Raw genomic sequence first — 22,750 nt, forward strand, 5'->3', positions numbered from 1 at the left:
CGGTGGCCGGATTCCGCCTGTACGAGGTGAAAGGACACCCCCGTTCCTATGTACATACGAAGAGCCGCGAGGCTTCTGACGGCCACTCTGGCCTGTGCGTGCGCCTCGGCCATCGCCCTCCCCTCCGCGACGGCCTCCCCCGAGCCACCCGCCCCCGCACCCGCACCCGCCGCCGGCCCCCATGCCTTCGCCCCGGCCCCGTACACGACGAATCCGTCGGCCGCCGTCCGCCGGGACGTCGAGGCCGACGCGAAGAAGGCCCTGTCGGCGCACGGGCGGGCCGCGCACCGCGGCGCCTCGGACGCCTTCACGGTCCGGAACCTCGTGGTCGACCGCGACGGCTCCGCGTCCGTGCGCTTCGACCGCACGTACAAGGGGCTGCCGGCCTACGGCGGCGATGTCGTCGTGCACCTGAGGAACGACGGCGGCTACGAGTCGCTGTCCACCGCCGCCGAGGCCGCGCCCACGCTGTCCACGAAGCCCGGGCTGACCGCGCCGCGCGCCGCGAAGCTCTCCGAGAAGGCGTTCGGAGGCGCGGCCGACACCGTCTCGAAACCGCACCTCGCCGTGCAGCTGGACGGCGACGAATCCGCCCTGGTCTGGGAGACCGTGGTCAGCGGGGTCCGCGCGGACCAGACGCCGAGCCGGCTGCACGTCCTGGTGGACGCCCACTCCGGCAAGGTCCTGCGCACCAGGGACGAGGTGAGCACCTTCGCACCGGCGGGACCGGCCGGTCCGGCCCGTACGGGCCGGACGGCCGCCGCGGCGAAGTCCGCCGCTCCCGCGTCGTCCGCCGCCGCCGCGGTCACCGGCCGTTCGATCTACAGCGGCCAGGTGTCGCTGGACGCCACGCAGTCCGGCAGCGGCTACTCCCTCCAGGACCCCTCGCACGGCAACGGCTACACGACCAACCTCAACCACGCCACCAGCGGCACCGGCTCCCTCTTCACCAGCTCCACCGGCACGTTCGGAAACGGCTCACCCAGCGACCCCGCGTCGGCCGGAGTCGACGCCCACTACGGGGCGGCGAAGACGTACGACTATTTCAAGACGGCCCACGGCCGCAGCGGCATCTTCGGCGACGGCCGGGGCGTGCCCTCGCGGACGCACTACGGCAACGCGTACGTGAACGCCTTCTGGGACGGCAGCCAGATGACGTACGGCGACGGCCAGGGCAACCAGCGTCCGCTGGTCGAACTCGACGTCGCCGGGCACGAGATGGCGCACGGCGTGAGCGGCGCGCTCACCGGCTGGGACGAGACCGGCGAGACCGGCGGCATGAACGAGGGCACCAGCGACATCTTCGGCACGCTGGTCGAGTTCTACGCGAACAACGCGGTGGACCAGCCCGACTACACCATGGGCGAGCTGATCAACATCAGCGGGAACAACCAGCCGCTGCGCTGGATGAACCAGCCCTCGCTGGACGGCTCCTCGCCCGACTGCTGGAACAGCAACAACGGCGGCCTGGACCCGCACTACTCGATGGGCCCGCTCAACCACTGGTTCTTCCTCGCCGCCGTCGGCAGCGGCAACCACGGCTACGGGAACAGCCCGACCTGCAACAACTCCACGGTAACCGGCATCGGCAACGACAAGGCCGGCAAGATCTGGTTCAAGGCGCTGGCCTCGTACGCCAACAGCCGGGAGAACTACCACCAGGCCCGCATCGACTCGCTGAAGGCGGCGGCCGACCTCTACGGCGCCCACTGCACCGAGTACAACACCGTCGAGGCCGCCTGGGCGGCGGTCTCCGTGACCGGCGCGGACCCGGTCCCCGGCACCTGCGGCAGCCAGCCCGGCTCGCCCTCGGTGACCAACCCCGGCAACCAGACGACCGCCGTGGGCACCGCCGTCTCGCTCCAGATCCAGGCGAGCGACCCGGGCGGCGCGACGCTCACGTACAGCGCGAGCGGCCTGCCCGCCGGCCTGTCGGTCAACGCCTCGACCGGCCGCGTCACCGGCACCCCGACCACCGCGGGCACCTCGTCGGTGACCGTCACCGCGAAGAACACCGCCGGCGCCACCGGCTCGGCCGCCTTCACCTGGACCGTCAACGGCGACGGCACCCCGCCGGGCGGCTGCGGCGACCTGCCGGCCTGGAGCGCGACCACCCCTTACGCGCCGGGCGACCGGGTCGCGTACAACGGCCACACCTACACGTCCCAGTGGTACTCGACCGGCGCGGAACCGGGCGCCCCGGGCTCCTGGGCGGTCTGGACGGACGGCGGCGCGTGCTGAGCCGCTGAGCCCTCGATACGGGTGTCCGGTCACGGGGCGGCGAGCCGTGACCGGACAACGCCCTTGACTCGACGTCCTGTTGACCTCTCCCCCACCCGGTCCTACATTCGGCTCGTCCTGGGCGGGGCCCCGGCTGCGCGGGCAGCGGGGCACAAGGCTGTGCGCGAAGGGGCCCCCGATGACCCGCTCAGGAACCGACCGTCCCGCCGCCCCCGGCCGGACCGCGCCGACCGACGCGGTCCGCGCCCGTCTGGAGGGCGGCGGCGGCATCCTCCTCACCGGCCCGGAGGGCATCGGCAGGACCACCGTGGCCGCGCGCCTCGCGGACGACTTCGCGGCGCGCGGCCACCGTGTTCTGCGCTGCGCGCCGTCGCCGTCCGACCGGGACAGCCCCTTCCTCGGGCTCATCGACCTGCTGGCCACGGCCGGCGACGAGGCCCTGGCCTGCCTGGGCGCCCATGAACGCGCCCTGCTCGAAGGCGCGCTGCTGCGCCGCACCCCGCCCGCCGGCGCCGACCCCACCACCGGCCGCGACGCGCTCGTCCTGCGCCTCGCCGTGCGCAAGGTGCTGGCCTCGCTCGACACGGGCCCCGTGCTGCTCGTCGTCGACGACGTGCAGTGGCTGGACGAGCCGACGGCCCGGGTGCTGGTGTTCCTCGCCCGGCGGGCCGGACCCCACCACACGGTGCTCGCCACGCTGCGGACCTCGCCCCACGACGACCGCGGTCCCGGCGCCGCGGCGGCCCGCGAGCTGTGCCCGCAGCCGGTGCGCACGCTGCCGCTGCCGCCGATGACCGCGCGCGAGATCGCCGACGTGCTCGACGCGCACGGTCTGCACGGCGGGCCGTCCTGGCCCCGGCAGCTGATCGCCCGTCTCCACGAGGCCGCGTCCGGCAACCCCCGTACCGCTCTCGAACTCGCCGCCGGCCTCCACGAAGCGGCCGCCACCGGAGCGCCGCTGCCCGACTCGTCGGAGCCGCTGCCGGTCCCCGAGTCCCTGAGCCGTCCTGTGCTGGACAGGCTGGAGGCCCTGCCGGCGCGGGCCCGGAAGCTGCTGCTCACGGCGGGTGCCGCGGTCCGCCCGACGGTGGAGCTGCTGCGCCGGGCGGGCTGCCGGCAGGCGGCGGCGGACGTCGACGTCTGCGTACGGCACGGACTGCTGGTCCCGCCGGACCGGGGCGCGCTCCGGTTCGCCGACCCCCTCACGCCGATGGTGCTGGAGACGCGGGCCCCGTACGCCCTGCGGATGGGCGCGCACCGCGCCCTGGCCGAGGCGGCCGACGACCCCGTGGAGCGGGCCCACCACCTCGCCCGGCTGGCGGCGGGCCCGGACCCGGTGGTCGCGGACCGGCTGGTGGAGGCGGCGTCGGCGGCCAGGCGGCGGGGCGCGCCGGGCACCGCGGCCCGGCTCGGGCGGCTGGCGGCCCGGCACACCCCGGCCGACGGCGCGCACACCGGGACGGCCCGCCGGCTGACCGCGGCCGAGGACGCGCTGGACGCGGGCGACCTCGACTTCGCCCGGGAGCTGGCGTACGAGGTACTGGGGGACGCGGACCGGTCCGGCGACCGGGTGCGCGCCTGGACGGTGGTCGTGGACGCCTCGGGCCAGGCGATGTCGGAGATCGCGGACGTCTTCCCCCGGGCGGTACGGGACGCGGGCGAGGACCCCGCGCTGCTGGCCCCGCTCCACTACCGGATGAGCTGGCACGCGTGGATGGTGGGCGGCTCGGCGGACCGGGCGCGCGACCACGCGGAGCGGGCCGCCGCTCTCGCCGCGCGGGCGGGCGACCGGCGCACCGAGGTGCTGGCGCTGACCCAGCAGGCGGCCCTGGAACTCTTCCTCGGGCGGCCCGCGGCGGAGTCGACGCTCGCCGCCGCCCTGGCCGCCCCGCACGACGCGTACGCGATGAGCCACCACAACGGGCCGATCTATCTGAAGCACCGCTTCCACCTGGTGCACGACCAGCTGGACGAGGCGCGGGCGGAGCTGCGGACGCTGGTGTACACGCTGCGGCAGCGGGGTTCGGCGGACTGCCTGAGCCAGTGCCTGATCGGTCTCGCCCAGCTGGAGATCCAGCGCGGCCGCTGCCGCCAGGCGCTGTCGATGGCCCGGCAGAGCCTGCGGATCGCGGAGCGGGCGGGGCTGAGCCAGGGGCCCGCCTGGTACGCGGTCGCGCTGGCCGAGACCGCGGGCGGCAGCCTGAGCCAGGCGCTGGCGGCGGCGGAGGCGGCCAGGCACCACAGCGAGGACGACGACGACCGGCTGTTCCTGCCGAGGGCGCTGCACGCGGAGGGCCGGATCAGGCTGTTCGGCGGCGAGTACGCCCGGGCGGCCGGGCTGCTGCGGCGTACGGCGGAGCTGGAGAGCGCGCAGGGCCAGGGCGACCCGGCGACCCGCCGCTGGCACGCCGACCTCGCGGAGGCCCTGGCCCGCAACGGTGCGGTGGACGAGGCGGAGGCGGTCATCGACCGGGCCCGCGCCCAGGCCCTCCGGCTGGGCCGCGCCGGTGTCCTGGCCACCCTGGACCGGGCGGCGGCGGCGGTGCGCGAGGAGCGCGGCGGGCTGGAGGCGGCGGCCCTGGGGTACGAGGACGCCGCGGCGCGCCTGCGGGCGGCGGGGTACGCACTGGAGGAGGCCCGTACCCGGGTGGCGCTGGGCAGGGTCTGCCGCCGCCTCGGCGACGAGGGCGCGTCGCACGCCGCGTTCGCCCGGGCGCTGCGCGTCTTCACGGCGGCGGGTGCGCGGGCCTGGGTCGCGGGGGTACGGGCCGAGCGGGACCGGGCCGGGGAGGCGCCGCCGCTGCGGCTGGCCGACGGTGCGTGGCCGGAGCGGCTGAGCTCGACCGAGCGGAGCGTGGTCACGCGGGTGGCCCAGGGCGCCACCAACCGCGAGATCGCGGCGGGCCTGGCGCTCAGCGTGAAGACCGTGGAGGCGGCCCTGACCCGCGCCTACCGCAAGCTGGGCGCGCGGTCGCGGGTGGAGGTCGCCCGGATCGTGATGACGCGGCCCGCGATGTGACGCCTCGTCAAAGCTCGCACATTCCGGCGCTATTGACGAGTACACGCCCATGAGTATGGTCTAGACCTAGGGCCCGTCCACCCCGTTCCGCCGGACGGGCCCAGGTGAGCCGCGGCCGTTCCGGGCAACTTCCCGGTGCGCCGACGGCGTGCGAAGGGCTGCGGGCGGCGCCCCCTCGCCACCGGCCGTACGCGTGCCCCCCATCCCGGCCGACCCCCCAGGACAAGGCCACCGCCGGTGCGGGCGCGTCCGACCGCTGCCGCCACCCCGCGGCAGTCCTCAGTGAAGGAGTTGGCATGAACGCGAAGCGCAAACTGGCCCTCGTGATCGGCGCGGGAGTCGCCCCCCTGCTCGCGGTGGTCCTGCCCGCCACCACGGCCAGTGCGCACGGATACGTCTCGTCGCCGCCGAGCCGCCAGGCCCAGTGTGCGTCGGGCGTCGTCGACTGCGGCCAGATCAAGTACGAGCCGCAGAGCGTCGAGGGCCCCAAGGGTCTGAAGAGCTGCAGCGGAGGCAACGCGCAGTTCGCCGAGTTGGACAACGACAACAAGGGCTGGAAGGCCACCCCGGTCGGCACCTCCGCCGACTTCTCCTGGACACTGACGGCCCGGCACGCGACGAGCACCTGGCAGTACTACATCGGCGGCTCGAAGATCGCGGAGTTCAACGACAACGGCGCCCAGCCGGGCGCCACCAAGACCCACCACGTGAACTTCGGCAGCTACTCCGGCCGCCAGAAGGTGCTCGCCGTCTGGAACATCTCGGACACGGCCAACGCGTTCTACGCCTGCATCGACGTCCAGATCGGCGGGGGCGGCACCCCCGGCGGCGGCGATGGCGGCAACCCGGGCGACTGCGCCGCGTCGGCCTGGGAGGCCGGCCGCGTCTACAACGGCGGCGACACGGTCTCGTACAACGGCCACACCTGGCGCGCCAAGTGGTGGGTCCAGGGCGACCAGCCGGGGACGACCGGCGAGTGGGGCGTGTGGGAGGACCTGGGCGCCTGCTGACGCGCACCTCTCCGCGGGGCCCCGGCCCTGCGGAGAGGCACGTGCGGCGCCGTCCTCATGCCGCGTACGACGCGGTCCGCGCGCTGCCCTCGGAGGCGAGGACCTTGCGCGTGACGCGCTCGGCGATCGCGGCGACCAGCGCGCGCGGCCGGCGCGGCAGCAGGTGCGCGGACAGGGCGTTGCCGAACCCGGGCGTGACGTACGCGCGGTCGCGGTCGAGCGCGGCCAGCGCGGCCCGCACCACCGGCTCCGGCGCGCTCATCGAGCCGTTGACGGCCGCGTCGCGCGTCCCGATGGCCTCGAAGAACGGGGTGTCGACGGGCCCGGGGCACACGGTGAGCACGCGCACCCCCCGCCCGCGGCACTCCTGCCGCAGGGAGAGCCCGAAGTTCAGCACGAACGCCTTGGCCGAGCCGTAGACCGCGAAGTACGGGGCGGGCTGGAAGGCGGCGGTGGAGGCCACGTTCACGACCGCGCCCGCCCCGCGCTCCAGCATGCCCGGGAGCAGCGCGTGGGTGAGGCCGACGAGCGCGACCACGTTGACCATCAGCTGGTCGTGGTCCCGGCCGGCGTCGATGTCCTCGAAGCGGCCGCAGGTGCCGAATCCGGCGTTGTTGACCAGCAGCCCGATCCGCAGGCCGAGCGCGTCCAGCCGGTCCGCCACCGCGCGCGCCGCGCCGGGCTCGGCGAGGTCCTGCACCATGACGTGGGCCCGCACGCCGTGCGCGGCCTCCAGGCGCCCGGCGAGGGCGGTGAGCCGGTCCTCGGAGCGGGCCACCAGGACCAGGTCGTGCCCGCGTGCGGCGAGCTGGGCGGCGAACTCCGCGCCGAGCCCGGACGAGGCACCGGTGACGAGGGCGGTGGTGTGCATGAGAGGTCCCTTCGCTGGGTTGGAATGACCGAGCAACTGAGACATCACCGTACAGCTTCTTCAGCTAACTGCAACAGGACAGTCTCAGTTACGCCAGAGATGATGCATCCATGTATCGTTTCGCGGAGTCGACGGCCAGCGCGGGAGGCACCATGGGACAGACGGCGGCGAGGCCGTTGCGGGCGGACGCGGAGCGCAGCGTGCGCATGATCCTGGAGGCGGCCGAGCGCCTGCTCTCCAAGGACCCCGGCGCCTCGATGGAGCAGATCGCCGCCGAGGCGGGGGTCTCCAGGGCGACGATCCACCGCCGCTTCGCGCACCGCGGGGCCCTGACCGACGCCCTCGCCCTGTCGGCGGCCCGCCGGCTCGCGCAGGCCGTGGACGACGGCCGGCCCGCCACCGCACCGCCCCTGGTGGCCCTGCACCGGATCACCGCCAACGTCCTGGAGGTCAAGGGCGCCTGGACCTTCGCCCTGAGCCTCCCGGCCGCCCCCGGCAGCGAGGCGGCGGGCCTCCACGAGACCATGGCCCGGAGCTGCGTCGCCGTCCTGGAGCGCGCCCGCGCGGAGGGCCTCGTCGACGCCTCGGCCGACCTCGACTGGCTCCAGCGCGTCTACTACGCCCTGCTCGGCGAGACCCTCCACGGCGACCCGGACGACGCAGGGACCGACCCGGACGCGCTGGCGGCGCGGGTGGTGGACACCTTCCTGCACGGGGCGGGGCCGCGGGCCTGAGACCTCGCCCCGAGCCGTGTGACCGCTGTCGCGACCGGGCTCTGACGCTCCGGCCCGGACGCTGATAGCTTGGGCCGACACTGCTGGCGGGAACGGAGGTTCGAGGGAGCAGGTCCGGTCCCGGCCCGACCGGGGGCGCCACCGACACCCTCAGATCGCAATGCTTCAACTACACACGCTCGAGCGCTACAAGGACGATCAAGGAAACGAGATCGTCTACGACGGCGAGGTACGACGCGAGAAGATCGACATCCGCTTCAAGGGGTCGAACAACACACTCGTCATCGACGCCCGCGCGGACATCAAGGACCTGCTCGTCACCTTCTCGGGCGACAACGGCAGGATCGAGATCGCGCAGACCACGAAGAAGCGCGCGGGTCTCCGCTTCGAACTGCGCTGCGGGCACGAGTCCCTGATCCGGATCAACGAGAACGTGGGCTGCGCGGGGCGCACCTTCATATCCGCCGTCGAGGGCGTGACGGTGACCATCGGCGCCGACGTGATGTTCGCCAAGAACATCGAGGTGCGGGGAGACGACACCCACCCCATCTACGACGTCCGCACCGAGAAGCGCATGAACCCGTCCCGGTCCATCGTCGTGGGCGAGCACGTCTGGATCGCCAAGCACGCGGTCGTGATGGGCGGCGTCACCATCGGCAACGGCTCCGTGATCGGCTTCCGCTCGATCGTCACGTCGTCGATCCCCAACAACTGCGTCGCCGTGGGCGCACCGGCGCGGGTCGTGCGGCGGAACATCGCCTGGGAACGCCCCGAGGTCGTGCCGCGCCGCCCGAACGAGGAGTATCCGCGCAAGGGCGAGAAGTCCGCGCAGTACTGGAACCTCACGGACGACGACGGCGTTCAGGGAAGCCCGGTGGTGCGGCCGCGGCCCGTGACGAAGCGACGGTGGACCCGGGTGCTCCCGGCCCCGGTGCGACGGCTGGCCAGGAAGCTCAGGTCCTCCTGAAGCGAGCACCACTGACCGGCGGACCTCCACGGGTCCGCCGGTCAGCCTGCTTCTAGCGGTCCTGGCCGCCCGATTCCAGGTGGGTCACCATGCGGTCGAGCCCGGCCGGCAGGCCGACCACCGGGCTCCAGCCCAGCGCCGCGAGGCGCGCGCTGTCCAGCCCCTGCTTCTTGGTCATGCTGTACGCGCGCGCGTCGGCCTCGTTCGTGAACCGCAGCTGCAGCCCGCGCTCCGGGCGCACCTCGGTGAACAGCTCCGCCAGCCGCCGGATCGACACCAGGCCGTCCGGGTCCGCGACGTTGTACGCCACCTCGTCACCGCGGAGCATCGCGTAGAACATGCCGGCGACCGCGTCGGCCACGTAGGTGTAGGTCCGCACGCCGGAACCGTCGCTGTTGAGCACGATGTCCTTGCCGGTCACCACGTTCGCCGCGAAGTCGGCCTGCACGCGCCCGTCGTCGAGCGCCATCCCGGGCCCGTAGACGTGCCCGAACCTGACGACCCGGCTCTCGATGCCGTGCTGCGCCCGGTAGGTCGCGCAGATGGTCTCCGCGGCGCGCTTGCCCTCGGCGTAGCACGCACGCGGGTTGAGGATGTCGAAGCCGCCGTAGCTCTGCTCGTCGATGAGCTCGGTCTCCGGGGCCTGGGCGCCGTAGACCTCCGCCGACGACATCAGGACGAAACCGCGGGCCCCCTTCTCCACGCAGAGGTCGAGCAGGTGGAACGTGCCCATCAGGTTCGCCCGGATCGTAGTGACCGGGGCGCTCCCGTGCAGGGCCGGCCGCGCGGCGCTCGCCCCGTGGATCACGTAATCGAGCGGCCCGGACAGTTCGAGCGGGGCCGACACGTCCTGCACCACCAGCCGGAAGTCCGGACGGTCGACCACGTCCGCGAGCAGCCGCCTGGCCTTCTCCTCGTTCCGCACCAGGCCGTGCACGGTGATGCCCGCGCCGTTCCGGTCGTTGAGGGCGAGAAGGGTGCGCACGGCGTACGACGGCAGCATGCCGCTCGCTCCCGTGACCAGCACGGTGCGGCCGGAGAGCTCGCTCCAGGGCAGGTCACGGTCGAGGATCTCGCCGAGGTCGCGCGCGACGACGGGGCTGGTATCGATGGTCACTGGGTCAGATCCCTCCGATCTGCTTGTTCTCCAGGATCTCGAAGAACGTCCGGCACAGGTAGAAGTCCTCGGCCGTCGTGATCTTGATGTTGGAGCGGGGGCCGACCACCCGGTAGATCTTGCGACCGTACCGGTGCATCAGCGAGCACGAGTCGATGCTGTCGTGCTCGCCCTCCTCGACGGCCCGGTCGTACAGCGACAGGATCTCCCCGAGCCGGAAGCTCTGCGGGGCCTGCGCGGCGTAGATGTGGTCACGCGGGATCACGTCGTCGATGTGCTCGTTCTCACTCGACACCACGGTCTCGTTGAACTTGGTGCAGGTGATGGCCGAGCCGTGCTCCAGGACCGTCGAGATGTTCGAGCTGATCAGCTGGGCGTCGATCAGCGGCCGCACACCGTCGTGGACCAGCACCACGGTGTCGGGCGGGCACTCCGCGGCGACCGTGGTGAGGGCCTTGTGACGCGACTCCTGACCGGTCCGGCCGCCGTCGATGATCCACTTGACCTTCTGGATCTCGTACCGCTGGAGCAGCTTCTGCATGTGCTCGCGGTACTCGGGGAGTATCGCGACCGCGATCGCGTCTATCTCCGGGTGCGCCTCGAAGTGCTCGAGGGTGTGGATGATGATCGGCTTGCCGTGGATCTCCAGGAACTGCTTGGGGAGGGCACGGGAGTTCATCCTCGAGCCGATACCACCGGCAAAAAGCAGGGCAACGTTCACAACTTACTCCTCCGACTGGTCACTGAGCGGCTGGTCGCCCGCTGTCGTATTGTCCGATACGGGCGCGAGCCACGGGCGCCCACCGCCCGTTGCCTGGTCACCGTGGTCCCCGACAACCAGCCAGTCGATGACGCGGTCCGCCGAGTTGGTGTCGACGTAGTCGAAGTTCTCCCGCCGGAACTCCGCGACCTTCGAGAGGTCGAAGTCCTCGTCCTGCAACGCCTTGACCAGGTCGTCGAAGGTCGTGCAGATCTTGCCGGGGGCCGTGGAGTCGTAGTCCCGGTGGAATCCGCGGATCACCGAGTACGTCTCCTTGTCGTACGCGTAGAACAGGATCGGCCTGTCGAGCAGCGTGTACTCGTAGATGATCGACGAGTAGTCCGTGACGAGTACGTCGGTCACCTGGAGCAGGTCGTTGGTGTCCGGGAACGACGCAAAGTCGATCAGCCGGTCCGCGTACTCGGCGGGGATCGGCGGGGCCTCGTCGATGAAGTGGTGCATGCGGAAGAGCACGACGTACTTGTCGCCGCAGACCTCGTGGAGCTTCGCGAAGTCGAGGCGGTCGTAGGGGTAGTGCGCGTCCCCGATGCTCTTCCCGCGGAACGTCGGCGCGAACAGCACGATCTTCTTGCCGCGGAACTGCGGGTAGGCCTCGAAGAAATCGTCGCGGACCTTACCGGCGCGCTCCTCGTCGAGGAACGTGTCGATACGGGGCAGACCGGTCGGCACGACCGCCGACTCCTCGATGCCGAACGCCTCGGCGTACACCGGCACCAGGTGCTGGGACCCGGTGATGACGTAGGTGTACTTGCGGTGCGCGTTGGTCAGCTTCGGCGAACCGTACTTCCCGAACCGGCTGTAGCCGACCGACTTGAATCCGCTTCCGGCGTGCCAGAGCTGGATGATCTTCGTCTCCGGCGCGATGTTCAGGTTCCCGAGGAGCCCGAAGTAGTCGTCCATCAGGACGGTGTCCGACGTCGCGAGCAGGTAGATCAGCCGCAGAGTGCTCCACTTGTTCGCCGTCGACGGTATGCGGAACGATCGGTTGAACGTGTACTTCTTGTCGAGGCCGCGCTCGATCATCCGGTCGTGGACGCGGGCCAGGTTGCCGCCGAGGCCGGTACGCATCTCCGAGGCGAACAGGATCCTGTTGCCCTTCGGCGGGTTCAGGCGGCGCGAGATCTTGTAGAAGCGCTGGGCGAGCTTGCGGCGCCGGGGCCTCGGCAGCACCTTCAGCGCCAGGCGCTGGCCGAGCGGCTTCTTCACCGGGTTCTTCGCCGGCCCCGCGCTGCGGTTCAGCTGGTACGTCCGCATGAGGAACTCGGGGTTCTCGTCGTCGTCCGACAGCCCGAACGCGATCACGTAAGCGGAACGGTTGCGGTCGTAGAGAAAGACCCGCGAGGATACGTCGAGCTGCTCCGTCGCCTTGAGGTCGTACGTCGCGCCCAGCAGCTTTTCCCCATTGAGGACGGGGACGATGCGCCACGTGCCGTTGGGTATCTGACGACGATCCGTGAAATTCGTGACGTTGAATTCCAGGCGGTACTGCCCGTCACCGACGAGCGTGGAGTTCACCGGGAATTCACGTTCGTTGTCAATAATGAGGAACCGGAGATCGCTAGGATCTCCGGTGAAGCTCGGGATCGTCACCACCAGGCTGAGATGCACGCGCTCCCAAGAAATCGTTGCGACAGAGCAACGCACCATCTTCGTCCTTCCGATCGTGAACCGTTGCGCCTCGTGCGAGGCATGCGCGACGGCCACAGAGCCTGCCAGCGCGAGGTGAGACGATTGCGGGAGCATAGCCCATCAGGTTTCGAGATTCCCAAAGCGGGTACGGGCTCCGTCGGGCGATTGCCTGCCGTACACACCGACTTGAACCCTCCCGCCACCAGCGGCGTTGCCTCCGAGGACCCTCCTCCGAGTCTGCGGCCGGGTCGCACCGCGCAGGGAAATCTCACATTCTGAAGCCGGGCCGCCCCCTTGATCCGCATGCGACCCGGAGTTCCCATTCGCACAGTAACCAGGCGAATACTCTCCGCAGTTCTTCCGACCCACCCGCGTCCGTCTCCACAGAGCGCTCGGTGGCGCCGGGGCCGCCGTGGCGACAGGGAGTGGGCCGCCCCGCCGACGCGGGGCGGCCGAACTTCGTCACTCGCTCCGGCGGAACGCCTCCACGGCATTCTGCAGGCGGTACCGGAGCGGTGTGGTCCGCCAGGTCCGCGACCACTGATGGATGCGCCCCGCGCCATATCCGCCGAGGACGGTTGCCAGGGCCTGACCGATTTCCGAGTAATGCATGACTGCCTCCGCACGCGCCGAATTCCCTCGGCACTCTTCCTGAGCGCCGATCCGATTCAAGATTCGGCGCTGCGGACCGACCCCACCGGCAGCCCGCCGGCGAGTTTCCGGCACGCCTCCGACCTGCGAAAACAGCTGTACTGGCAGCGAATTGGCAACGCATCGCGAGGCCGATGGAGGCCGGTCTTCCCGTTTTCGGTACCGGACGCCACATGCTGCGATAGCCTCCCCGCCAGGCTCGGTGAATGGGGGGGGCTTTGTCGTCGGTCGACCTCGGCGCGGAACACATGAAGGAACTCGAACGCCTTATCGACAGCGCAGCCGCCTGGCCGGTCGTCGAGAAGTGCTCGTCCCTGCTCGGCTGGTTACCGGATGCGCGGGTGCCCGCGCAGGACACGACCGCCAACCGCGCACGTGCCTTCCGCGCGCTGCTCGGCGAGATCGTCGACGACGCGCACCGCGCGTACATGGACGACCCGGGGGACTCCGCCGCACGCGACACCCTCGCCGTGGGCGCGCTGCTCGGCCTGGTGACATGGGGCCCGGATCAGTCCCGGGAGCGGGCGACCGCTCCCTCTGCCAGTAAAGAGGTACGCCGGGGCCTGGCCGGAAGCTGGCTGGATCCGCCCGTACAGGCCGACACCATCCGCCGCAGGGAGAACAAGGCACGCCTGCTGACGGAGTTCCGGCACAGGCTGCACGACTGGGTGGAGCCGTCACCGGAGCCGCGCGCAGAACCCTCACCGGATCCGCGGGCCGAGCCCCTGGCGAGCGCACAGCCGGTGCAGCCGGTGCTGAGCGCGCAGCCCGCCCCCTCCGGCTCCTCCGACGACCCGCCGCCGACGCGCCCCGCTCCGCGGTGGTGGTCCGTACCCCGGGCGTGGTCGGCCGCCCACAGGCGGACCGTCCTGGCGGGCGCCGCGGCTGTCGTCATCGGTGCGGCGGCGACGCCTTTCCTGCTCCAGGGGAAGGACGGCGCCGGCGAAGTCCTCTCCATCGACGACGTGGCCCGCGCCGAAAGCGCGGACAGCTTCGTCCTGCCTCTCCGGCTCGACCTGACCCCGGCCCAGCTGGACCGGATGAACCATGACAAGTACTGGCAGGGAGGCGCGGGTCACACCGGGTCCTTCACCTCCTGGTTCGACGGACAGAAGGCCGTCTGGGCGGAGAACTCGCTGATCAACGTGACGCTGAGCGGGGCGACGGACAAGACCGTCCGGATCACGCGGATCGACATCGACAGAGGCGCCTGCCGTGCGCCGGCCGGCGGCGGAACCCTCTTCTACGCACCTGTCGGCGGCTCCGGCGAGGACGAGAACATCGGCCTGCTGTTCGACCTGGACCTGCCGCAGCCGGTGGCCATGGGCAAGGAGGGCGAGAACTACTTCTCCCAGCGCGCCATCACCCTGGAGCCCGGCGAGGCGGAGACGATCAGCCTGTTCGTCAGCACCCATCGGCAGGACTGCGAGTACAGGTTCCGGCTGCGGCTCGTGGTACCCGGCGGCAAGAAGGCCGTCACCCGCACCATTCCCGAGGAGGGCAGCCCGCCCTTCCGTCTGACCGCGCTCGCCACGAACGACTCCTCCCTCCCCTATTCCGCCTACCGGGCCATGTACGTGGGCGGCGCCGCGTCACCGGCGCAGGGCGCCTTCGTACCGGCCGACCCGCTGACGTACGACAACGATCCGGCCACCCTCACCCAAGCTCGCCCGGGGGCCGGCCCATGACACACGCATCCAAGCGGCGCGGCCCGCTGCTCGCAGCGGTGATCGCCACGGCGGCCGTCCTCCTCGCCTGTGGATTTTGGTGGCTGTACCGGACGCACTACACCGCGTCGAAGCAGCCGGAAACCACCTCCGCAAAGCCGGGCAAGCCCCTGGACCTGGAACGGGTCGACTGGCGCAACGCGGTCATCCCCGGCGGGCTGTGCCATCACCGGGGCACCATCCGACTCCGGGACGGCACGGCGGTCAACGTGTCGTCGACCTTCGACGGCCCGGAACCGCACATGCCCCAGGACGTGGCCGCCACCACCGACCAAGTGGTCTACGGGGACCTCACGGGCGACGGCCGGTGGGAGGCCGCCCTGCCGGTGCTCTGCGCCAACCACAACTCGACCGCGGCGGGCCAACGGGCCATGGGCATCATGGTGTTCGACGGCTCCACGGGCCGGCTCCGCCACATCGGCACCCTTACCAGCCAACAGCCACACCTCGGGGAGCCCCCCAACGCCGTCCGCGTCGAAAGGATCACGCAGGGCCGCATAACGGCCACCGAGATGTTCTACGGCCCCCATGACGTCAACTGCTGCCCCACGGGCCTGGCGGACAGCTCCTGGCACCTCGTCGACGGCCAACTGCTCCCGGAGAACAGCGCAGTGCGCACCACGCCCTCACCGGCACCGTGACGTCGCGCGGCTGCCGTCACGGTCCCCGAAAAGTTCAAGGGCCCGACCCCGAGGAGCCGGACCCTTCATGACCTGCGTGCCCAGCGGGTGACCTCTCCCATCGAAACACCCGTCTAGTAGCTCGACGGCAAGGTCGACGAGTCCTACGACGCCCGCGCCGAGCTGATCGGGATCACGCCGACGCCATAACCGCCGTCAAAGGGCCTGCCCTCCCTCGGCGGCTCTGGCAGGCCGACCGCCATTGAGGTCTTCGAGGAGGCGGGCGATCCCCGTTGCAGCCCCGCTCTCATCGGCCTGCTGGACAGCGACAACCCGACCCTCCGCGAATGGGCGGCCGTGGACCTGGCGAGCCGGGAGATCGATGGCTCGGTCGAGCCGCTGCGCCGCGCCCACCACGCCTGCCCAGGACGGGCCGCCCTAACCGGACTGGATACATCGGAATACGCGCCACCCATCCAGCACGGTGACGCCGAAGGGGGGCGAACTGGGCAGAAGTTCGACCCCTTCCGACGCGCACATCCGAGTTAACCTCTAACGCAGAGTATGCACACGGCTAAACGTTGAAGCGGAACTCCACCACGTCGCCGTCCTGCATGACGTAGTCCTTGCCCTCCATGCGGGCCTTGCCGGCCGCGCGGGCTTCGGTGACCGAGCCGGTTTCGATCAGGTCGTCGAAGGAGATGATCTCCGCCTTGATGAAGCCCTTCTGGAAGTCGGTGTGGATGACACCGGCCGCCTCGGGGGCCGTGGCGCCCTTCTTGATGGTCCAGGCGCGGGTTTCCTTCGGGCCGGCCGTCAGGTACGTCTGGAGGCCCAGGGTGTCGAAGCCGACGCGGCCCAGGGTGGCGAGGCCGGGCTCCTCCTGGCCCATGGACTGGAGGAGTTCCAGGGCCTCGTCGTCGTCCAGCTCGATCAGCTCGGACTCGATCTTGGCGTTCAGGAAGATCGCCTCGGCGGGGGCCACCAGGGCGCGCTGCTCGTTCTTGAAGTCCTCGTCGACCAGTTCGTCCTCGTCGACGTTGAACACGTAGATGAAGGGCTTGGTCGTGAGGAGGTGCAGCTCGTGGAGGAGGCGGCCCTTCTCGGTGGAGGCGGTGATGCCCGCGTGGAAGAGGGTGTCGCCGGCTTCGAGGATCTTCTGGGCTTCCTCGACCGCGGCCAGGACCGCGACCTTCTCCTTCTGGAGGCGGGACTCCTTCTGGAGGCGCGGGACCGCCTTCTCGACGGACTGGAGGTCCGCGAGGATCAGCTCCGTGTTGATCGTCTCGATGTCGTCCTTCGGCGAGACCTTGCCGTCGACGTGCACGACGTTCTCGTCCTTGAACGCGCGGATGACCTGGCAGATCGCGTCCGACTCGCGGATGTTCGCGAGGAACTTGTTGCCCAGGCCCTCGCCCTCGCTCGCGCCGCGCACGATGCCCGCGATGTCGACGAAGTCCACCGTCGCCGGAAGGATCTTCTGCGAGCCGAAGATCTTCGCCAGGGCGTCCAGACGGTGGTCCGGGACGCCGACCACGCCGACGTTCGGCTCGATCGTGGCGAACGGGTAGTTGGCCGCCAGCACGTCGTTCTTGGTCAGGGCGTTGAACAGGGTCGACTTGCCGACATTCGGCAGTCCGACGATTCCGATACTAGTACTCATGCCACAAACGTCCGCTCAGGATCAAGAAGGGTGGGGTCGGCCGCGACGGCAGCCCAGGGGGCGCCATCGTCCACGTGCGCGTATCACGGTACAGGGGCCGGAGCGAGGAGATCTCCTCGCTCAGAACCAGTGCAGGCAGTGCGGGGCGACGTCGCTCCCGAACAGCGCGTCCGCGCGGGCGGCGGCGGCCGGGTCGTGGGCGCGGATGTGTCCGGCGCGTACGAGCGTGCTCGGGCGGGTGCCGCCGAGGTAGACCGAGCCCAGGTCCCGTACGTCCAGGGACAGGTCCGGCCGCCGGTCCGTGGGCACGCACTCCGCCCCGCCGTCGCGGACGGTCAGCAGGTAGCGGGCGTGCTCGCCCAGGAACGGGTCGTCGACGTCCAGCACGAGCTCCCCGTCCGCGAACCAGCCCCGGGCGGTCAGGGCACGCGGTACGTCGAGCAGGCGCACCCAGAGCCAGTCGGTGACGCCGCCGACCTCGCCGGCCCGGGGGTCGTCGAGCTGCCAGCGCAGCGGATGCTCGGCGGGGAGGTGCCGGAACACGACCTTGGTGACCAGGTCGTGGCCGAGGACGTACCGGGCCAGGGCGGTGAAGGCCGCGTCGTCGACGGCGATGGTCTCGTCGACCGTGAGGGTGCCGGACTCGGTCGAGTAGCTCGCGTACCCGTCCGGCGTGCCGTCGGCGTCCCGGTGGACGGCGACATAGCGGGGTGTCCGGGCGACCGGTGGCTGACCCGCGCCCAGGTCCCACCAGCGGTGCGGCCGGGACAGCGCGCCGGGCTGGGCGCGGCGGTACCGGTCGTAGACCGCTTCGAGGATCTCGCCGCACCCGTCCCGCCGCAGCACCTCGACGGAGCCGGCACCGTCCTCGACGCCGGTCCCCCGGGCCGCGGCCCACTCCGCCTTGTGCCGCTCCACCGTCAGCCGTGCCGTGGACGTGGCCGGTCCGTAGCCGAACCGGCCGTAGATCCGCGCCTCCGAGGCCAGCAGCACCGACAGGAAACCGCCGCGCTCCCGCACGTCCGCGAGCTGGTGGCGCATCATCGCGCTGAGCACGCCACGCCGCCGGTGCGAGGGCAGGACGCCGACGGCGGTCACGCCGGCGGCCGGGACGAGCGCCCCGCCGGGCAGGGTGAGCTCGAAGGAGTACGCGGCGGCGGTGCCCACCGGCTTGCCGCCCGGCGCCACGGCGAGCACGCCGCGGTCCATCTCCAGCGCCGACCACCAGCGTCCGCCGTCCCCGACCGGGGTCTCCGGGAACTGCCCGAAGGCCGTGTGGACGGTCTCGACGAAGACCTCCAGGTCCGCATCGGTCGTGGGACGGATCTCCATCACTGCCGCTTCTCCTCGGGTTTCGGAAGGGGGCCAGCGTACGGGCGGCCCCGCACCGGGCGCACCGGATTACTCGTGGGCGGAGCGCATCGTCACGGCTCCGCGGAAGCCGCCCGGCTCCATCGTCGACATCGCGTCGAGCGACGCGTCCGGCACCGGCAGCAGATGGGCGTCGACCCAGGTGTCGCCGGTCGCCCCGTTGGCCCAGGGGTCGTCGATCACCACCGCGCCGGGCACGACGCCGTGGCAGAGCACCCAGTGCGGCACCTCGAACCCCTGCATCGCGGCGAGCGAGAGCAGCAGCAGTACGTGCTCCCGCCGGCCGATCGCCTCCCGGACCGCGCTCACGGGGAGGTGGCCGGGGTCGACCGGGACGCCGATGCGCTCGGCCTCCGTACGGGACACCCGCTGGAGCAGTGCGCGCCACTCCTGGTCGGCCGGGGGCAGGTGGCCGAGCATGAGCGGCCGGTCCGTGTCGAGGTGGACCGTGACCCCGGACGAGGGCCGGGACCGGCGCAGGGCGACGCCCAGGCCGACGGGTTCGCAGGCCATGAAGTTGGTCGCGTCGCGCCACAGCGTCAGCTCGGCCCGGCGGTCGAGGGCTTCCCGGGGCAGGACGCCCGCGTGTACCTGGGCGACGAGGGCGGTGACGGCGCCGCAGCTGAAGTGGGTGGTCTGCCCGTAGTACGGGGGCGCGGTCACCGCGTCGTCGTTCAGCCAGCGCACGTAACCGGTGGCCGGTCCGGCCGCGCCCTCCGACTGCGAGAGCGGTGCGTCGAGAGGCGCGAAGCCCGCGGCGGCGGCCTCCTCCGGCGTGACCGTCCATCCCTCCCACTTCAGCTGGACGAGCCCCCGGCCGCGCGCGTGGGCGCCGACCGCCGCGAGGACGGCCGGTACGTCCCCGACGGCGTCGACGATCTTCAGGTACGCCGTGCCCGGGCGGGCGGTCACGAGCGCGGCGCCCGCCCACTCCACGCCGTCACCGGGGACGGCCACGAGGTGCGGGGCGTGGGCGGTGCGGTCCACCGCGTGCCAGCGCTCCGCCACCTCCGGGGGTACGAGCGAGGCCGGCGCGGTGCCGGACTCGTACGGCACGACGATGTGGTTCACGGACGGCACGGACCCTTCTTGCAGGGACGACGGCATTCGAGCACTCCAGAGGAAGTCAGGCGCGGGACTGCTTGAGCACCCACACGAAGTACGGCGCGCCGACCAGCGCGATCATCAGGCCCGCCGGCACCTGGGCGGGGGCGACTACGGTGCGGCCGAGCGCGTCCGCCACGCACACCAGCAGCCCGCCGAGCAGCATCGCGACCGGGATCGCGCGGGCCTGCCGGGCACCCGCCAGGGAACGGGCGAGGTGCGGGGCGACGAGCCCCACGAAGCCGACGACGCCGATGGCGATCACGCTGAGCGCGGCGAGCACGGCGGCGATCGCCAGTGCGGTGAAGCGGGTGCGCTCCACCCTGACGCCGACGATGCGCGGGGTGTCCTCGTCGACGGCGATCACGTCGAGCCGCTCGCGCATCGACAGCAGGACGGGCAGCGCGAGCGCCAGGGCCACGGCGACCGGGACGACGTCGGAGAACGTACGGCCGTAGGTCGTGCCGGAGAGCCAGGTGAAGATGCGGGGCGTGTTGTACGGGTCGGCGCGCAGCAGGAGGAAGGTGGTCACGGCGCTGAGGCCGTACCCCGTGCCGATGCCGATCAGGACGAACCGGTCGGGCAGGAAGCCCCCGCGCCAGGCCAGCAGGGCGATCACGGCGAAGGTGGCGAGCCCGGCCGCGACGGCGACCGCGACGAGCACCGTCCGTCCGCCGCCGAGCCCCGAGGTGACGACGCCCGCCGCGCCGAGACCGGCGCCCGCCGTGATGCCGAGCACGCCCGGCTCCGCGAGCGGGTTGCGTACGGTGCCCTGCACGACGCATCCGGCGAGTCCGAGTGCCATGCCCGCGAGAACGGCGGCGGTGACCCGCGGCACCCGGTCGTCGAGGGCCGCCCCGATCAGGTCGGGGGCGGTGCCCTGGATCCAGAGCGCGACGTCCCCGGTCTTCAGCCAGAGGCTCCCCGCCAGGGTGCCGACGAGGGCGGCCACGGCCAGCAGGGCCGCCGCGCCGGTCACGACGAGGAGGTAGGCGCGCCGGGACCGTACGGCGACCCGGGCCCGTGGGGGCTGCTGGAGCCGGCCCGTGTCGCGCAGCCGCAGCGCGAGGACCACGATCACGACGGAGCCGAGCAGGGTGGTCGGGACGCCGGTGGGGATGGAGGCCGCCCCGTCCGCCCCCTGCACCGCGCGCAGGACCGCGTCCGCGAGCAGGATGAGCAGCGCGCCGAGCAGACCGGCCGCGGGGATCAGGAGCAGGTGGCGGCGCAGAGCGCGGACCCGGCCGGCGATCAGGCGGGCGAGGACGGGGGCGCCGAGGCCGACGAAGGCCATCGGGCCCGCGAGGGTCACCGAGGTGCTGGTCAGGAGGACCGCGCAGAGCACGGCGAGGATTCGGGTGCTGCGGATCGGCACGCCGAGGGTGGCGGCGGTGTCGTCGCCCAGGTTCATGACGTCGAGGCGCCGGGACAGCGCGAGGGCGGCGCAGAGCACGAGGACGACGAGCGGGACGGCGCGCAGTGACGCGTCGATGTCGAGCTGCGAGAGCGAGCCGCTCCCCCAGGCGTACAGGCCGGTGGTGTTCTGCTTGAACAGGATGAGGAGCATCCCGGTCGCGGAGTCCAGGGCCATCGCCATCGCCGATCCGGCGAGGATGAGGCGGGTGCCCGAGGTGCCCGCCGCCCGGCCCGCGAGCAGGAGCACGAGCGCCGCCGCGACCAGGCCGCCGGCGAAGGCGACGACGCCCGAGGCCCACAGGGGTACGGAGAGGCCGAAGGCGGCGACGAGCGAGACGGCGAAGTAGGAACCGGCCGAGACCGCGAGGGTGTCGGGCGAGGCCAGCGCGTTGTGCGTGACGGACTGGAGCAGGGTGCCGGCGCAGCCGAGGGCGAAGCCCACCGCGACGCCCGCGAAGAGGCGCGGCAGGCGGGAGCCGGTGAGGATCTCGCCGACCGGCGCGCCGTCGGCGCTGTCCCGTTCCCCGGCGAGGTGGCGCACCAGGTCGCCGACGCCGACGCCCGATGTGCCCTGGGTCAGGTGCCACAGGCCGACGAGGACGGTCGCGGCGAGGAGGACCGCCAGGACGGCCGCCCCGGCGGGGCCGCCGCCGCGTTCCTCGAGCGGACGCGGCGGCGCTCCCTCAGCGGGTGGCGCTGTGCGTACGGCGCTCACTTCTTCTCGAGTACGTCGACGTAGGCGTCGATCGCCTGCTCGTTGGAGCGGGGGCCGCCGGCGCCCCAGACCCGCGCCGGGAAGGCGTGGGCGCGGCCTTCCTCGACGGCCGGGAGCTTCTTCCAGATCGGGTTCTTCCGCAGCGCGGCGACGTAGCCGCCGGCGCCCTCGTCGTTGGCGTAGAAGAGGTTGGCGTCGCCCACCGCGACGAGTCCCTCGACGTCCGTCTGCGCGAGGCCGTAGGCGGGGTCGACTCCGCCGTCGCCGTGCTCCTTGTTGACGCTGCTGGTCCACGCGGGCTTCAGGCCGAGTTCCTTGCCCAGTTCGGTGAAGAGGGCGCCGTCGCTGTAGGGGCGGACGGTGAGGTTGTTGCCCTCCAGCCAGCCGTCGAAGAACACGAAGTCCTTCGTCGGCAGGTCGGCGTGGGTGACCTGCTGCTTCGCCTTCGCGAGGTGGTCGTCGAACTCCTTGAGCACCTGGTCGGCGCGCTCGGTGCGTCCGGTGGCCTGTCCGATCATGCTGAAGACCTGGCGCATGTTCCCGATCGGGTCCTTCGGGTTGGCGCCGCGCGTGGCGAGCACGGGGACGCCGCGCTTCTCCAGCTTCTTGATCATCTCGTCCTTGGCGTCGAACGCCTCCACGACGATGAGATCGGGCTCGGCCGCGTAGAGGGTGTCGAGGTCGGGCTCCTCGCGGGTGCCGATGTCCGTCACGCCGCTGGGCAGCTTCTCCGCGCTGACCCAGGTGCTGTACCCCTTCGCGTCGGAGACGGCGGCGGGGGTGACGCACAGGGTGAGCGCGTCCTCGACCTGCTGCCATTCCAGGACGGCGATGCGCTTGGCGGGCTTGTCGAGCTTCACCTGCCGGCCGACGCCGTCCGTGAGGGAGACCGGCTTCGTCGACGTGGTCGTGGTGTCGTCGGCGCAGCTCTTGGACGCGGGGGCGGCCTTGGCGCTGCTCTTGGACGTGACGTCGTCGGCGTCGGTCGTGCCGCAGGCGGCGAGGGCGAACAGGGCGAGCCCGGTCGTGGCTGCGGCCGTCAGGCGGCTGGCGCGGTTCATGGAGGGTCCTCTTTCTCAGGTTCTCGGACGTTGAGCCGGAGCGCCGCACGGCT

The 22,750-nt window shown here is 71.9% G+C and carries 16 protein-coding genes; 7 read left to right on the plus strand and 9 right to left on the minus strand.

Annotated elements, in window-relative coordinates:
- The first annotated feature begins 48 nt into the window (after positions 1–48).
- The 3 genes from BLW14_RS10785 to BLW14_RS10795 all read left to right on the plus strand — a co-directional run bounded on the left by BLW14_RS10785 (position 49) and on the right by BLW14_RS10795 (position 6,270).
- Positions 49–2,241 (plus strand): M4 family metallopeptidase, encoded by a 2,193-nt coding sequence (locus BLW14_RS10785; protein ID WP_093706615.1) that lies wholly within the window; start codon positions 49–51, stop codon positions 2,239–2,241.
- Between the two features lie 178 nt (positions 2,242–2,419).
- A complete protein-coding gene (locus tag BLW14_RS10790) occupies positions 2,420–5,260 on the plus strand; it encodes an AAA family ATPase (protein WP_093706617.1) in 2,841 nt (946 codons plus the stop codon).
- Between the two features lie 296 nt (positions 5,261–5,556).
- Complete coding sequence (locus BLW14_RS10795) at positions 5,557–6,270, plus strand: lytic polysaccharide monooxygenase (RefSeq protein ID WP_093706619.1); 714 nt, start codon at positions 5,557–5,559, stop codon at positions 6,268–6,270.
- Positions 6,271–6,325: 55 nt separating this feature from the next.
- Here BLW14_RS10795 and BLW14_RS10800 read toward each other — a convergent pair whose 3' ends face one another.
- Positions 6,326–7,141 (minus strand): SDR family NAD(P)-dependent oxidoreductase, encoded by an 816-nt coding sequence (locus BLW14_RS10800; protein ID WP_093706621.1) that lies wholly within the window; start codon positions 7,139–7,141, stop codon positions 6,326–6,328.
- Between the two features lie 110 nt (positions 7,142–7,251).
- Here BLW14_RS10800 and BLW14_RS10805 point away from each other — a divergent pair, with 110 nt between their 5' ends.
- Both BLW14_RS10805 and BLW14_RS10810 read left to right on the plus strand, forming a co-directional pair.
- On the plus strand, positions 7,252–7,875 hold the full coding sequence (locus tag BLW14_RS10805) for a TetR/AcrR family transcriptional regulator (protein ID WP_371128063.1): 624 nt from the start codon (positions 7,252–7,254) through the stop codon (positions 7,873–7,875).
- A 160-nt stretch (positions 7,876–8,035) separates the two neighbouring features.
- Positions 8,036–8,842 (plus strand): acyltransferase, encoded by an 807-nt coding sequence (locus BLW14_RS10810; RefSeq protein ID WP_093706625.1) that lies wholly within the window; start codon positions 8,036–8,038, stop codon positions 8,840–8,842.
- Positions 8,843–8,894: 52 nt separating this feature from the next.
- Here the strand turns inward: BLW14_RS10810 and BLW14_RS10815 are convergent, their stop codons facing one another.
- From BLW14_RS10815 to BLW14_RS10825, 3 genes are read right to left on the minus strand one after another with little or no spacing between them, the layout of a single operon-like run.
- Positions 8,895–9,959, minus strand: coding sequence for an NAD-dependent epimerase/dehydratase family protein (locus tag BLW14_RS10815; RefSeq protein WP_093706627.1), 1,065 nt, complete (start codon positions 9,957–9,959; stop codon positions 8,895–8,897).
- Between the two features lie 4 nt (positions 9,960–9,963).
- The gene (locus tag BLW14_RS10820) at positions 9,964–10,680 is read right to left on the minus strand and encodes an IspD/TarI family cytidylyltransferase (protein ID WP_026242552.1); all 717 of its coding nucleotides are present in this window, start codon (positions 10,678–10,680) and stop codon (positions 9,964–9,966) included.
- Between the two features lie 3 nt (positions 10,681–10,683).
- The gene (locus BLW14_RS10825) at positions 10,684–12,255 is read right to left on the minus strand and encodes a CDP-glycerol glycerophosphotransferase family protein (protein ID WP_093706629.1); all 1,572 of its coding nucleotides are present in this window, start codon (positions 12,253–12,255) and stop codon (positions 10,684–10,686) included.
- A gap of 971 nt (positions 12,256–13,226) precedes the next feature.
- Between BLW14_RS10825 and BLW14_RS10830 the strand changes: the two genes are divergently transcribed.
- Positions 13,227–14,708 carry a hypothetical protein gene (locus tag BLW14_RS10830; RefSeq protein ID WP_256332736.1) on the plus strand — a complete coding sequence of 494 codons (1,482 nt, stop codon included), beginning with the start codon at positions 13,227–13,229 and terminating at the stop codon, positions 14,706–14,708.
- Positions 14,705–15,388: a hypothetical protein gene (locus BLW14_RS10835; RefSeq protein WP_093706633.1), complete on the plus strand. Its 684-nt coding sequence runs from the start codon at positions 14,705–14,707 to the stop codon at positions 15,386–15,388. Before BLW14_RS10830 ends, BLW14_RS10835 begins: the two co-directional genes overlap by 4 nt.
- 553 nt (positions 15,389–15,941) lie before the next feature.
- On the opposite strand, the gene ychF is transcribed toward BLW14_RS10835, so the two are convergent.
- The 5 genes from ychF to BLW14_RS10865 all read right to left on the minus strand — a co-directional run bounded on the left by ychF (position 15,942) and on the right by BLW14_RS10865 (position 22,697).
- Positions 15,942–17,030, minus strand: coding sequence for a redox-regulated ATPase YchF (ychF, locus tag BLW14_RS10845; RefSeq protein WP_093706635.1), 1,089 nt, complete (start codon positions 17,028–17,030; stop codon positions 15,942–15,944).
- A gap of 120 nt (positions 17,031–17,150) precedes the next feature.
- Positions 17,151–18,362, minus strand: a complete 1,212-nt coding sequence (locus BLW14_RS10850) for a GNAT family N-acetyltransferase (protein ID WP_093706637.1) — start codon at positions 18,360–18,362, stop codon at positions 17,151–17,153.
- Between the two features lie 69 nt (positions 18,363–18,431).
- A complete protein-coding gene (locus BLW14_RS10855; RefSeq protein WP_093706639.1) occupies positions 18,432–19,508 on the minus strand; it encodes a peptidase C39 family protein in 1,077 nt (358 codons plus the stop codon).
- A gap of 19 nt (positions 19,509–19,527) precedes the next feature.
- Positions 19,528–21,636, minus strand: a complete 2,109-nt coding sequence (locus BLW14_RS10860) for an iron ABC transporter permease (RefSeq protein WP_093706641.1) — start codon at positions 21,634–21,636, stop codon at positions 19,528–19,530.
- Entirely contained in the window at positions 21,633–22,697 is a 1,065-nt protein-coding gene (locus BLW14_RS10865; protein ID WP_093706643.1) for an ABC transporter substrate-binding protein, read from the minus strand. The genes BLW14_RS10860 and BLW14_RS10865 overlap by 4 nt, the downstream gene beginning before the upstream one ends.
- Between the last annotated feature and the right edge of the window lie 53 nt (positions 22,698–22,750).

The organism is Streptomyces sp. 2131.1 (assembly GCF_900105515.1).
Taxonomy (GTDB): Bacteria; Actinomycetota; Actinomycetes; order Streptomycetales; family Streptomycetaceae; genus Streptomyces; species Streptomyces drozdowiczii.

What these genes read in the sequence shown, in the direction of transcription:
- BLW14_RS10800 (WP_093706621.1), bottom strand. Translation starts at nt 7,141, where the DNA reads ATGCACACCACCGCCCTCGTCACCGGTGCCTCGTCCGGGCTCGGCGCG.
- BLW14_RS10835 (WP_093706633.1), top strand. Translation starts at nt 14,705, where the DNA reads ATGACACACGCATCCAAGCGGCGCGGCCCGCTGCTCGCAGCGGTGATC.
- BLW14_RS10795 (WP_093706619.1), top strand. Translation starts at nt 5,557, where the DNA reads ATGAACGCGAAGCGCAAACTGGCCCTCGTGATCGGCGCGGGAGTCGCC.
- BLW14_RS10855 (WP_093706639.1), bottom strand. Translation starts at nt 19,508, where the DNA reads ATGCCGTCGTCCCTGCAAGAAGGGTCCGTGCCGTCCGTGAACCACATC.
- BLW14_RS10850 (WP_093706637.1), bottom strand. Translation starts at nt 18,362, where the DNA reads ATGGAGATCCGTCCCACGACCGATGCGGACCTGGAGGTCTTCGTCGAG.
- BLW14_RS10810 (WP_093706625.1), top strand. Translation starts at nt 8,036, where the DNA reads ATGCTTCAACTACACACGCTCGAGCGCTACAAGGACGATCAAGGAAAC.
- BLW14_RS10790 (WP_093706617.1), top strand. Translation starts at nt 2,420, where the DNA reads ATGACCCGCTCAGGAACCGACCGTCCCGCCGCCCCCGGCCGGACCGCG.
- BLW14_RS10830 (WP_256332736.1), top strand. Translation starts at nt 13,227, where the DNA reads ATGGGGGGGGCTTTGTCGTCGGTCGACCTCGGCGCGGAACACATGAAG.
- BLW14_RS10865 (WP_093706643.1), bottom strand. Translation starts at nt 22,697, where the DNA reads ATGAACCGCGCCAGCCGCCTGACGGCCGCAGCCACGACCGGGCTCGCC.
- ychF (WP_093706635.1), bottom strand. Translation starts at nt 17,030, where the DNA reads ATGAGTACTAGTATCGGAATCGTCGGACTGCCGAATGTCGGCAAGTCG.
- BLW14_RS10805 (WP_371128063.1), top strand. Translation starts at nt 7,252, where the DNA reads ATGTATCGTTTCGCGGAGTCGACGGCCAGCGCGGGAGGCACCATGGGA.
- BLW14_RS10785 (WP_093706615.1), top strand. Translation starts at nt 49, where the DNA reads ATGTACATACGAAGAGCCGCGAGGCTTCTGACGGCCACTCTGGCCTGT.